Raw genomic sequence first — 11990 nt, 5'->3', positions numbered from 1 at the left:
GGTGGGAGCCGGGTTCGGGGCCGCATATCTGCCGCGTGCCAGAGCGGGGGACAGCGCGCGGCGCACCGCGTGGTCCGCCGCGCGGGCCGCCATCGACAGCGCGACCGTCAGCCGCGACGCCGCACCACGCGACCTCCCGCACGCCGACGAGCTGCTCACCCGCGCCGAACTGCTCGCCGCGAGCCGCGGCGGGGTCGCCGCGGCCGAGGAGGCCGCCGACTGCGCCGCCAGGGCCGATCGGCTCTACCGGGAGGCCGGCGGTGAGTGAGCGCTGGCCGTGGCTGCGCTGGGTCTTCCTGCTGACCGCGGCCGCGCTCGTGGTCGTGTTCCTCCTGGCCCAGCGGCAGGCCGAGGTCGACGTCAGCTACGCGCGGTCACCGTCGGGGAAGGACACCGTCAGCGAGGGCGACGCGGGTGAGCTGTCCGGCGCCACCCTGCCCAGTGTCGCCGAGCTGACCGACATGCTCGACAAGGACAAGGTCGTCCGCCTCCCCGGCGCGGTCGCCGGCTGGGACGAAGCGCGCGTCACCCGCGCGATCGGCGACGCCGACATCCGCATCCTCGTCGCCCCGCCCGGCCTCACCGACAAGCAGCAGAAGCAGCTGGCCGACGTCAAGAACGCCACCATCCGGATCATCGGCACCGACCTCCACGGCAGCACCTACCAGGTCGTCCCCGACCGGCTCGCCGAATGGCGCGCCACCTTCGTCACCGGCGACGTCACCGGCCTGCTGCTGACCCTCATCGCCGCCGAACGCGACCAACCCGGCCCGCCCGAGATCGACCCGTTCTCCTGGCGCGCCCCGACCGCCGCCGAACTCGACCCGGTCGCGAACGACCTGCGTGCCGGCGGCCTCCACCTCGCCGCCGGCGCCACCCTGGCCAAACGCCCGCAGACCGCCGCGTTCGGCGGGCAGCGGCCACTGGTCGCCGCGTTCCCCCGGCAACCACCGGGACAACCCGTGCCCGAGTACGGGCCGACACTCGCGACGCTGTTCCCCGACCAGCCGATCCTCGTCATGTACGGCAACTGGATCGGCTACTACGGCCCGCACGCCGGCGAGTTCGCCGACGTCACCGCCGCCGGCTTCTACGCCCGCTTCGGCGACCGGCTCAGCGGCTACGCCTACCCGCAGGCCAACGTCCTGGGCACCTACCTCGACCAGGTCACCGACGTCCGCTACGCCGGGCTGTTCGACCGGCCCCTGCCCTACCGGCCCCTCGACCCGCTGCGCGTCGCCCTGCCCGCGCTGCCCTGGCTGTTCGGGGCCTGCGTGCTGGCGTTCCTCGCGCTGTCGGCGCGGTCCGTGCTCGGTCCGCGAACCGCGCCGCGCACCCCACCGGGCCGCCTGGCCGGGCTGACCACGCTCGCGATCGAGCTGTCGGGGCTCTCCCACGCCCCGGCCCTGGCCCGCGCACTCGTCGCGCTGCAGGCCGCCCGGTCCGCGCTCGCCGAGAACCTCCCGGACCGGCACGTCGCCCGGCTCCTCACCGCCGCGCGACGCGACCTGGACACCGTCGCCCGCGACCTGGGCCGCGCCGAGTACCGGCCCGCCAACTACCTGGTGGGTGAGCTCGCATGGCGCGACTGATCCGGTACCTGGCCACGCCGTTCGGCGTCGCCGTGCTCGGCCTGCTCGTGCTGGCCGGGTGGGCGGCCTGGTCCGGCGGCATCCTCGACGGCGCGGTCGCCCGGCAGGTGCGTGGCTCCTCGGTGTACGTGGCACCGGGCATCGACCTCGACCAGCGGGCGGCGGAGCGGGTCATCGGCAACCGGCGCCTGGTCGTGGTGTTCCTCGACCGCGACGCCGACCTCGCCGAGGCCTGCGAGGACACCGAGGACGCGGCCGCCGGCACGCTCGTCGTGCTCTTCAGACCGGCCGACGACGAGTTCGACCACTACGGCTGCGCGCACTTCCCCGGCGACGACATCGACAGCGACACCTTCGGCAAGGCGTTCGTCGCGGAGAACATCGTCCCGCGGGGCGCCGACCAGTTCCTTCACCGCCCCCTGGACGCGGTGAAGATCGTCGCGGTCAACTACGACTCCCTCGTCAGGTCCGGCACCGTGCCGGACGGCCCCCGCGCCATCTCACCGTCCGCGCCCCGCTACCTGCTCGCCGCGGCGGCCGTCCTGACCGTGATCGGCGGCGCGGCCACGGTCTTCCTGGTCAGCCGCCGCCTCGGCCGGCTCGCGGCACAGCGCCAGGGTGAGCACGCGGCCACCTCCGACGCCCGCGCGTCACTGAACGCGAAGGCGGCCGTGCTCGCCACCCACATCATCGAGCTGGACCGCCGACCGACCGGCGAACAACGCGCGCTGGCGGCCGACTACGCGGAACTCGCCGCCGCCCTCACCGCCGAGGACCCGGACCCCGACCTCGCGAAACGGGTCGACGCCCTCACCGAACGCGCCAGGAACCTCACCCGGGCCGCCGCGCGGACCCGATCCGCCGGCCGCCGCAAGAAGGTCAGGCCCTGACCCCCGTCAGCCGCAGCAGCGAGTCGAGCGCGGGGTTGTTGTGCCCAGCCCGCCACACGCAGTGCGTCTCGACCACGTCCAGCGCCAGGCCGTCGATCTCGGTGAACGTCAGGTTCGGCAGCCGCAGCCGCGCCGCCGACCGGGGCACGAGCCCGACGCCGACCCCGGCGTCGACCAGCGCGAGCAGGCTGTGCACCTGGCTGACCTGCTGGACGTAGCGCGGCTCGACACCGGCGTCGTGGAACACGCTGATCACCAGCTCCTGCAGGTAGCGGGCCGCGATCGGGGTGTAGGTGACCACGTCGTGCCGGCCGACGTCGGTCAGCGTCGGCGGATGGCCCAGCTCGGTGAGGGCGTGGCCGCGCGGGCAGGCCAGGATCAGGCTCTCCACGTGCACGCGGCGGGTGTCGAGCACCTCCGACGCCGGCACGCCGCGGGCGAGCCCGACGTGGATGTCACCGGCGAGCAACGCGTCCACCTGGTCGCGGGTGACCATCTCCGTCAGCGTCAGCTCCACCGCCGGCAGGTGCTGGGTGATCGTGCGGATCCACGTGCCCAGCACGGTCAACGCGGAGATCGCGGTGAACCCGATCCGCAGCGCGCCCGCCGTGCCGCGGGCCGCGTTGCGGGCGACGAGCGGTGCCGCCTCGGCCAGGTTCAGCATGCGCCTGGCCTCCGGCAGGAACGCCTCGCCCGCCGGCGTGAGCAGCACCGCCCGCGGCGTCCTGACCAGCAGCTGCACCTCCAGCGCCCGCTCGAGCTTCTGCACCTGGCGCGACAGCGGCGGCTGCGTGATCCGCAGGCGTGCCGCGGCCCGACCGAAGTTGGCCTCCTCGGCCACGGCCACGAACCCGCGCAGCTGCTCCAGCGTGAACGACATGCGCGGAAGGTATCGCAGAATGCGTTGTTGGACTTAGACAGGTATCGAACGTGGTCATACGCTCGAAGTAGTCGCCCGACACCACTGGAGCCTGCCTTGACCCTGAGTCCGGAATCCCTGCGCGACACGCTCGGCACCGGCTTGCTGTCGTTCCCCGTCACGCACGCCACCGCGGACCTCGCGTTCGACGAGGACGCCTACCGCGAGCACGTGGCCTGGCAGTCGTCCTTCCCGGCCGCGGGCCTGTTCGCGGCCGGCGGCACCGGTGAGTTCCCCGCGCTGACCCCGGCCGAGGTCGCCCGGGTCGTGCGGGCCGCCGTCCTCTCCGCCGGAGACACCCCGGTGCTCGCGCCCGCCGGATACGGCACCGCGACCGCCGTCGCCATGGCCCGCGACGCCGAGGCCGCCGGCGCCGCCGGGCTGCTCCTGCTGCCCCCGTACCTGACCGAGGTGCCGCAGGAAGGCCTGGTCGCGCACGTGAAGGCGGTGTGCGCGGCCACCTCGCTCGGCGTGATCGTCTACCACCGCGCCAACGCCAGGTACACCTACGACACCACCGCCAGGCTGGCCGAGGACTGCCCGAACCTGGTCGGTTTCAAGGACGGCGTCGGCAACGTCGACCTCATGACGCGGGTCCACGCGCGGCTGGGCGGGCGGCTGCTGTCGATCGGCGGGCTGCCGACCGCGGAGACCTACGCGCTGCCGTACCTGGAGATGGGCGTCACCACGTACTCGTCGGCGATCTTCAACTTCGCGCCGAACTGGGCGCTGGAGTTCTACGCGGCCGTGCGCGCCAGGGACGCGGCGACCGTGTACCGCAAGCTGGACGAGTTCGTGCTGCCCTACATCGAGATCCGCGACCGCCGCAACGGCTACGCCGTGTCGATCGTCAAGGCCGGCCTGCGCGCGGTCGGCAGGGACGCCGGCCCCGTGCGACCCCCCTTGGCGGATCTCACGCCGGGCGAGTTCGATGAGCTGAGGACACTCGTGGAGAAGGTGGAGCTTTCATGACCGCCACACTGGCTTTGACCGGATCGATGCTGATCGGCGCCGCGGACGTGCGGGGCAGGGGCAAGGAGATCCGGGGCGTCGACCCGGCGACCGGGCAGGAGCTGGAACCCGGCTACGGCCTCGGCGACGAGTCCGACGTGGACCGGGCGGTCTCGCTGGCCTGGCAGGCGTTCCCGGTCTACCGGGCGACCTCGCTGCGGGCCCGGTCGGCGTTCCTGGCGACCGTCGCGGACAACATCGACGCGCTCGGCGACACGCTCGTCGCGCGGGTCGTCGCCGAGACCGGCATCCCCGCGCCCCGCGTGCGGGGAGAGCTGGCACGCACCACCAACCAGCTGCGGCTGTTCGCCTCCGTGGTCGCCGACGGCCGGTTCCTCGGCGCGCGGCTCGACACCCCGGACCCGGACCGGACCCCGCTGCCCAAGCCGGACCTGCGGCAGCGCAAGGTGCCGCTCGGCCCGGTCGCCGTGTTCTCGGCCAGCAACTTCCCGCTCGCGTTCTCCGTCGCCGGCGGCGACACCGCGTCCGCGCTCGCGGCCGGCGCGCCGGTCGTGGTGAAGGCGCACAGCGCCCACCCCGGCACCTCCGAGCTGGTCGGCCGCGCCATCCGGGCCGCCGTGCAGGCACACGACCTGCCGGAGGGCGTGTTCTCGCTGCTCTTCGGTGACGGCCGCGGTCTGGGCACCGCGCTGGTGAAGCACCCGAGGATCGCCGCGGTCGGGTTCACCGGCTCCCGCTCCGGCGGCCTCGCGCTGGTCGCCGCCGCGCAGTCGAGGCCCGTGCCCATCCCGGTCTACGCCGAGATGTCCTCGGTCAACCCCGTGATCCTGCTGCCCGGCGCGCTCGCGTCGTCCGGCGCCTCGCTCGGAACCGAGTTCGTAGCCTCGCTGACCACCTCCGCCGGCCAGCTGTGCACCAACCCCGGCCTGGTGTTCGCCCTCGGCGACCCGACCGGGTTCCTCGCCGCCGCGGGGGAGGCGGTCAAGGCCGCGCCCGGCGCGGCGATGCTCAACACGGCCATCCACAAGTCCTACGTGGCCGGCTTCACCCGGCTGGTCGACGCCGCCGGCGTGACCGAGGTCGCCGTCGGCGGCACCGACGACGCCATCGCCGCCTGCGGGCAGGCCGGGTTGTTCGTCACCGACGGCGACACCTTCCTCGCCGAGCACGCGCTGCAGGAGGAGGTGTTCGGCGCGGCCTCGCTCGTCGTGCGGGTGCGCGACCTCGCCCAGCTGGAGCGGATCCTCGACACCCTCGAAGGCCAGCTGACCGCGACCGTCCACGCCGACGAGAGCGACCACGACACCGTCGCCGCGCTGCTGCCGCGCCTGGAGCTGCTCGCCGGCCGCGTGCTCTACGGCGGGTGGCCGACCGGTGTCGAGGTCGGGCACGCGGTCGTGCACGGCGGCCCGTTCCCGGCGACGTCCACGCCGGCCACCACCTCCGTCGGCACCCTCGCCATCGAGCGGTGGCAGCGGCCGGTCTCCTACCAGAACGTGCCCGACGCGCTGCTGCCCGAGGAACTGCGGGACGGCAACCCGCTCGGCATCCCCCGGCTGCGTGACGGGGCCGCCGAGTGACGCCCCCCGTCATCACGGGCTACCGGGTCGTCCCTGTCGCGGGCCAGGACAGCATGCTGCTCAACCTCAGCGGCGCGCACGGCCCGTACTTCACGCGGAACCTGCTGGTCCTCACCGACTCCGACGGCCGAACCGGGGTCGGTGAGGTGCCCGGCGGCCCCGCCATCACCGACACGCTGACCGAGGCACGCGACCTGGTGGTCGGCGCCCCGGTCAGCACCCACAACGCCGTGCTGGCCGCGGTCGCGGCCCGGTTCGGGTCCCGCGACGCGGCCGGCAGGGGCGTGCAGACCTTCGACCTGCGGGTCGCCGTGCACGTCCGCACGGCCATCGAGGCCGCCATGCTCGACCTGCTCGGCCAGTTCCTGGAGGTGCCCGTCGCGGCGCTGCTCGGCGAGGGCCAGCAACGCGACCGCGTGCGCGCACTGGGCTACCTGTTCTTCGTCGGCGACCGCGACAAGACCGACCTGCCGTACCGGACCGGAGAAGGTGCGGGCTGGTTCGCCGTCCGCGACCGCCCGGCGCTCGACCCCGCCGGCATCGTCGCGCAGGCCGAGGCCGCGCACGCCCGGTACGGGTTCACCGACTTCAAGCTCAAGGGCGGCGTGCTCGCGGGCGCGGCCGAGGTCGAGGTGATGCGGGCCCTGGCCGCCCGGTTCCCCGACGCCGACCTCACGCTGGACCCGAACGGCGGCTGGCTGCTGCGCGACGCCATCCGCCACGGCCGCGCGCTGCGCGACGTCCTGGCCTACGCCGAGGACCCGTGCGGCGCGGAGGAGGGCTACTCCGGGCGGGAGACCCTGGCGGAGTTCCGCCGCGCCACCGGACTGCCCACCGCCACGAACATGGTGGCCACCGACTGGCGCCAGCTCGGCCACGCCGTGCGGCAGTCCGCCGTGGACATCCCCCTCGCCGACCCGCACTTCTGGACCATGCGGGGCTCGGTGCGGGTGGCGCAGCTGTGCCAGGCGTGGGGCCTGACCTGGGGCTCGCACTCCAACAACCACTTCGACGTGTCGCTGGCGATGTTCACGCACGTGGCGGCCGCCGCCCCCGGGGACATCACCGCCATCGACACCCACTGGATCTGGCAGGACGGCCAACGCCTGACCACCGAGCCGATCCCGCTGGTCGACGGCCACCTGGCCGTGCCGGCCCGGTCCGGTCTCGGCGTCACCCTCGACCTCGACCAGGTCGAGGCGGCGCACGAGCTGTACCGGCGGGCAGCGCTCGGCGCACGGGACGATACTGTCGCCATGCGTTACCTCGTGCCAGGCTGGCGGTTCGACCCGAAACGACCCGCGTTGGACAACGCGTGAGCGTGCTGCGGGTGTGCCCGCTGCTCCCGTCGCTGGACGAGGCGCTGCGCGGCCACTACAAGATCGTCGACGAGCCGTCGGACGAGGTCGTCGCCGCGGTCACCACCTCCAAGTACGGCGTCAGCAACGAGCAGATGGACGCGCTGCCGAACCTGCGGGCGATCGTCCACTTCGGCGTCGGCTACGAGACCACCGACGTCGACCACGCCCGCGCACGCGGGATCGTCGTCAGCAACACCCCCGACGTGCTGACCGACTCCGTCGCCGACCTCGCCGTCGGCGGCCTGATCGACGTGCTGCGCCGCATGTCCGCGGCCGACCGCTTCGTCCGCCGCGGCGACTGGGCGCACGGCCAGTTCCCGCTCGCGGTGAAGGTCACCGGGCGGCGGGTCGGCATCCTCGGCCTCGGCCGGATCGGCCGCGCCATCGCCCACCGCCTCACCGCGTTCGACTGCGTGCTGAGCTACCACTCCCGCCACCAGATCCCCGACGTCCCCTACACCTACGCCGACTCGCCCGCCGCGCTCGCGGCCGGGGTCGACGTGCTGGTGGTGGCGACCTCGGGTGGCTCCGCGACCGCCGGCCTGGTGTCGGCGGCGGTGCTGGCGGCGCTCGGGCCGTCGGGCTACCTGGTGAACATCGCCCGCGGCAGCGTGGTCGACGAACCGGCGCTGGTCGAGGCCCTGCGGGCGGGCACGATCGCCGGTGCCGCGCTGGACGTGTTCGCCGACGAGCCGAACGTGCCGCCCGCGTTGCTGGACAGGGACGACGTGGTGCTCCTGCCCCACATCGGGAGCGCGGACACCGAGACCCGCGAGGCGATGGGGGACCTGGCGTTCCGCAACCTCCAGCAGTTCATGACCGACGGCACCCTGGTCACGCCGGTGGCGTGAGCGCGCACAGCGGAAGGGTGTCGATCCGCCGGGAGCTCGTTCGTGTAGGTGTCGACCGAGCAGTTCCGTCCGGGAGGATCACCGCCATGAAGCAGTACCTGCTGAGCATCTACCAGCCGGACGGCGCACCGGAGCCGGAGGTGCTGGCCCGGATCAGGAACGACCTGGACGCGCTCAACGACGAGCTGCGCGCGGCCGGCGCCTGGGTCTTCGCCGGCGGTCTGCACCCGCCGAGCACCGCCACGGTCCTGCGCGCCACCGACGACGACGTCCTGGTGACCGACGGCCCGTTCGTGGAGGCGAGGGAGTTCCTCGGCGGGTTCACGATCATCCGGGCGGCGGACCTCGACGAGGCGCTGGCCTGGGGCCGCAGGCTCGCCGTGGTGCTCGCGCCGTTGTCGGTGGAGGTGCGGCCGTTCCAATGACGGTTGTTCGTTCGCTGGTGTTGTTCGTGCTGGCGGCGCTCGCCGAGATCGGGGGCGCGTGGCTGGTGTGGCAGGGGTGGCGCGAGGACCGCGGCCTGTGGTGGATCGCGGGAGGTGTGCTGGCGCTCGGCGTGTACGGGTTCGTGGCCACGTTCCAGCCCGACGCGCACTTCGGCCGGATCCTCGCCGCGTACGGCGGGGTCTTCGTGGCCGCGTCGCTGGCGTGGGGTGTGGTGGTCGACCGGTTCCGGCCGGACCGGTGGGACTACCTCGGCGCCGCGATCTGCCTGGTCGGCGTCGCCGTGATCATGTACGCGCCGCGTCGATGAGCGGAGCTTGCGGAGCGAACCGAGAGCACATGAGCGGAGCCTGCGGAGCGAGTCGAGGGCGCGTGAGCATCGACGAGATCTACCGGGCCGAGTACGGGCGGGCGGTGTCCGTGCTGGTCCGGGCGGTGGGCGACATCGGGTTGGCCGAGGAGTGCGTGCAGGACGCGTTCGTCGAGGCGGTACGCCGCTGGCCGGTCGACGGTTTACCGGCCAGCCCCGCCGGTTGGCTGATCACGACCGCGCGCAACCGGGCCATCGATCGGCTGCGGCGCGAGGCCAGCCGGGACGAGCGGCACCGGCAGGCCCTCGACCTGCTGTCGGCCGACGAACCGGCGGAGGAGGGTCCGGTGCGTGACGACCGCATGAGGCTGATCTTCACCTGCTGCCACCCGGCACTCGCGCTCGGCGTGCGGGTCGCGCTGACGTTGCGGCTGATCGGTGGTCTGAGCACGGCCGAGGTCGCCCGCGCGTTCCTGGTGCCCGAGCCGACCATGGCCCAGCGCCTGGTGCGGGCGAAGAACAAGATCCGCGACGCGGGCATCCCGTACCGCGTGCCGCACGAGGCCGACCTGCCGGAGCGGGTGCGTGGTGTCCTGGCGGTGGTGTACCTGATCTTCAACGAGGGCCACCTGGACCGGCCGGAACTGTCCGCGGAGGCCGTCCGGCTCGGCCGGGTGCTGGCCGCCCTGATGCCCGACGAGCCGGAGGTGCTGGGCCTGCTGGCCCTCATGCTGTTGAGCGAGTCCCGCCGCCCCGCCCGCACGAGCCCCTACGGCGAACTGGTCCTGCTGTCCGACCAGGACCGGTCGCGCTGGGACCACGCGCTGGTCGAGGAGGGCCAGGACCTGGTCCGCCGGTGCCTGCGCCGCAACCAGCCGGGCCCCTACCAGCTCCAGGCCGCGATCAACGCCGTGCACAGCGACGCCGCGTCCACCGGTGAGACCGACTGGGCGCAGATCCTCGCCCTGTACGACCAGCTGATGGCCCTCGCCCCGACCCCGGTGGTGGCGCTGAACCGTGCGGTCGCGGTCGGCGAGGTCGCCGGCCCGGCCGAGGCGTTGGCGCTGGTGGACGCGCTCGAGCTGGGCCGCTACCACCTGTACCACTCCGTCCGCGGTCACCTGCTCACCCGCCTGGGCCGGACCGAGGAGGCGGCGGCGGCCTACGGGAACGCGCTGGCCACGGCCACGAGCGAGGCGGAACGCACCCTGCTGCGCCGGCTGCTGGGCTGACGGGCAGGCCACCTTCTCAGCCCAGGTCCAGGACGTCGCCGACGAGGTCGACGGCGCTGCGGGAGGGGTCGCGGGCGGCGTTGTTGTAGACCTGTTCGGTGGTGTCGATGCTGGTGTGGCCGACGTCGGCCTGGACGTGGACGAGCTGGGCGCCCGCCTCGACGGCGGTGGTGACGTAGAAGTGGCGCAGCGCGTGCGGGTGCAGCGGGGTGTCGGCGGACAGGCGCTGGAGCAGCTGCCAGACGGCCTGGCGGCGGAAGCGGTGGCCGGTGCGGGTGACCAGCAGGGGTGAGTCGGCGGGCACGGTGCGGCGGGTGACGGTGGTGCCGGCCCCGGCGTCGCGTTCACGCAGGTAGGCGGTGAGCGCGGTGTCGGCGGCGTCGTGCAGGTAGACGACGCGGGTCTTGCCGCCCTTGCCGTGCACGCGCAGGGCGCGGCGGCCGCGGGTGACGTGGAGGTCGCCGCGGTCCAGGCCGCACAGCTCGCTGACCCGCAGCCCGAGGGTGAACAGGGCGACGACGGCGCTCGCGCGGGCGGTGTCGAGGGTGCTGGCGCCGCGGCGCGGGGTGCGTGCGGCGGTGTAGAGGGCCTTGACCTGGGCGGTGGTGAGGACGACGGTGCCGGTGGTGCTGCCGGTGGTGGCGTCGAGGCCGAGCCGGCGGCGGTTGAGCGCGGCGGGGTTGCCAGCGGCGAGCCCGGTGTCGGCGAGGTGGGTGTAGAGGGCCTTGACGGTGGCGAGCATGCGGTCACGGGTCGCGGGTGCCGCCCCGGCGGTGTTGAGGGCGTCGAGCCAGGCCTTGACGTGTGTGGACGTGGCGGTGAGCGGGTCGAGGCCGCTGGAGGCGCACCAGCGGAACCAGTGCAGGTGCCGGAACCGTCCGCGCGCGGCCGGGGGAGGGCGGTGCCGGGCCGCCTCGCCCGAGGGGGTCGCGACGGCCTTGGCGTAGTGCGCGACGGCCGCCGGCCAGGTGTTCGAAACCTTCGTAGTTTTCGGGCTCTCGTCGGCTGGCGGTAGCCAGTCCCGGATGTCGTGTGCGGTTACGGGTAGGCCAAGGCCCTCCGCGTACGTCCTTCTCGTGGCGCGGTTGCCGTAGCCGTCGAGCCACTCCGCGATCTCGTTCAGCAGCTCCGCGGGCCGGTCCACGCCTGGCCACGGCCCATCCGCCGCCCGCGTCAGCTCCCCTGTCGTCATACCTGGCATCTTAGCTACAAAAGCTGAGTTCTGTAGCCGAGTATGGTTATGGATATCGTAAGTACAACCCGGGTTTCGAGTTATGTGAGCTATTACTAGACTGCGGGCATGGTCGATGTGGTCGTGGAAACCGTCGAGACGGACTCGCTGTGCGGGTTCAGCCACTGCCGGGCGCCGCTGCCGGCGCCGGGGCCGCGCGGGGGGCGTCCGTTCGCCTACTGCCCGGAGCGGACGTGGCCCGGCGGCAAGACGTGCAAGCAGCTGGCCGCCGCCCAGGACGCGCTCACCGAGGCGCTCGGCACCGCTGCCGACACCGCCCTCACGTCCGCGACCAGCGCGTTCGCCGCGGCGGCCGCCGATGTCGTCGAGCCCCTGAGTGACGTGCTCGCCGCCGCGACCGCCCTGCGCGACACCCTCGCCGCTGAGCTGGACAGCGCCGCCGCCCGCGTCGCCGAGGCCGAGGAGGCCGCCGCCCGCGAACGGGGGCTGCGCCAGCGCGCCGAGGACGCCGCCGCGGCCGCCGCCGCCGAGGCGCGGCAGGCCACCGACGACGCCGAGGAAGCTGTGCGGGCCGCGACCGTCGAGGCCGACCGGTGCCGCGTGGAACGCGACCGGGCCGTCGCGTCGGCGGCCGCGGCCGCCGAGGC

Annotated in this window: 12 protein-coding genes and 1 pseudogene; 11 read left to right on the top strand and 2 right to left on the bottom strand. The window is 73.8% G+C overall.

Annotation, left to right across the window (positions count from 1 at the left end; all coding sequences use genetic code 11):
- Window position 1: 1 nt before the first annotated feature.
- The 3 genes from ACJ73U_RS00500 to ACJ73U_RS00490 are packed head-to-tail and all read left to right on the top strand — an operon-like array spanning window position 2 to window position 2482.
- Window positions 2–268 (top strand): DUF6403 family protein, encoded by a 267-nt coding sequence (locus ACJ73U_RS00500; RefSeq protein ID WP_407775464.1) that lies wholly within the window; start codon window positions 2–4, stop codon window positions 266–268.
- Window positions 261–1592 carry a hypothetical protein gene (locus tag ACJ73U_RS00495; RefSeq protein WP_407775463.1) on the top strand — a complete coding sequence of 444 codons (1332 nt, stop codon included), beginning with the start codon at window positions 261–263 and terminating at the stop codon, window positions 1590–1592. Before ACJ73U_RS00500 ends, ACJ73U_RS00495 begins: the two co-directional genes overlap by 8 nt.
- Window positions 1580–2482, top strand: a complete 903-nt coding sequence (locus ACJ73U_RS00490; RefSeq protein ID WP_407775462.1) for a hypothetical protein — start codon at window positions 1580–1582, stop codon at window positions 2480–2482. Before ACJ73U_RS00495 ends, ACJ73U_RS00490 begins: the two co-directional genes overlap by 13 nt.
- On the opposite strand, the gene ACJ73U_RS00485 is transcribed toward ACJ73U_RS00490, so the two are convergent.
- Entirely contained in the window at window positions 2472–3362 is an 891-nt protein-coding gene (locus tag ACJ73U_RS00485; RefSeq protein WP_407775461.1) for a LysR substrate-binding domain-containing protein, read from the bottom strand. The two genes, ACJ73U_RS00490 and ACJ73U_RS00485, sit on opposite strands and share 11 nt — an antisense overlap.
- Window positions 3363–3458: 96 nt before the next feature.
- On the opposite strand from ACJ73U_RS00485, the gene kdgD reads away from it, so the two are divergent.
- From kdgD to ACJ73U_RS00450, 7 genes are all read left to right on the top strand, one after another.
- Window positions 3459–4373 carry a 5-dehydro-4-deoxyglucarate dehydratase gene (kdgD, locus tag ACJ73U_RS00480; RefSeq protein ID WP_407775460.1) on the top strand — a complete coding sequence of 305 codons (915 nt, stop codon included), beginning with the start codon at window positions 3459–3461 and terminating at the stop codon, window positions 4371–4373.
- Window positions 4370–5953, top strand: coding sequence for an aldehyde dehydrogenase (NADP(+)) (locus ACJ73U_RS00475; protein ID WP_407775459.1), 1584 nt, complete (start codon window positions 4370–4372; stop codon window positions 5951–5953). Before kdgD ends, ACJ73U_RS00475 begins: the two co-directional genes overlap by 4 nt.
- Entirely contained in the window at window positions 5950–7272 is a 1323-nt protein-coding gene (locus tag ACJ73U_RS00470; RefSeq protein ID WP_407775458.1) for an enolase C-terminal domain-like protein, read from the top strand. Before ACJ73U_RS00475 ends, ACJ73U_RS00470 begins: the two co-directional genes overlap by 4 nt.
- Entirely contained in the window at window positions 7269–8165 is an 897-nt protein-coding gene (locus tag ACJ73U_RS00465) for a 2-hydroxyacid dehydrogenase (protein WP_407775457.1), read from the top strand. The genes ACJ73U_RS00470 and ACJ73U_RS00465 overlap by 4 nt, the downstream gene beginning before the upstream one ends.
- Window positions 8166–8251: 86 nt before the next feature.
- Window positions 8252–8590, top strand: coding sequence for a YciI family protein (locus tag ACJ73U_RS00460; RefSeq protein ID WP_407775456.1), 339 nt, complete (start codon window positions 8252–8254; stop codon window positions 8588–8590).
- A complete protein-coding gene (locus tag ACJ73U_RS00455; RefSeq protein WP_407775455.1) occupies window positions 8587–8919 on the top strand; it encodes a YnfA family protein in 333 nt (110 codons plus the stop codon). Before ACJ73U_RS00460 ends, ACJ73U_RS00455 begins: the two co-directional genes overlap by 4 nt.
- A 29-nt stretch (window positions 8920–8948) precedes the next feature.
- Complete coding sequence (locus ACJ73U_RS00450) at window positions 8949–10151, top strand: RNA polymerase sigma factor (protein ID WP_407775454.1); 1203 nt, start codon at window positions 8949–8951, stop codon at window positions 10149–10151.
- Between the two features lie 16 nt (window positions 10152–10167).
- Here the strand turns inward: ACJ73U_RS00450 and ACJ73U_RS00445 are convergent, their stop codons facing one another.
- On the bottom strand, window positions 10168–11343 hold the full coding sequence (locus ACJ73U_RS00445) for a tyrosine-type recombinase/integrase (RefSeq protein WP_407775453.1): 1176 nt from the start codon (window positions 11341–11343) through the stop codon (window positions 10168–10170).
- Window positions 11344–11451: 108 nt separating this feature from the next.
- On the opposite strand from ACJ73U_RS00445, the pseudogene ACJ73U_RS00440 reads away from it, so the two are divergent.
- A pseudogene (locus tag ACJ73U_RS00440) lies at window positions 11452–11990 on the top strand (response regulator receiver protein); the annotation flags it as partial.

The organism is Actinophytocola sp. (assembly GCF_045807065.1).
In the GTDB taxonomy this organism is placed as follows: Bacteria; Actinomycetota; Actinomycetes; order Mycobacteriales; family Pseudonocardiaceae; genus Actinophytocola.
This window is presented reverse-complemented; position numbering and strand designations above follow the sequence as displayed.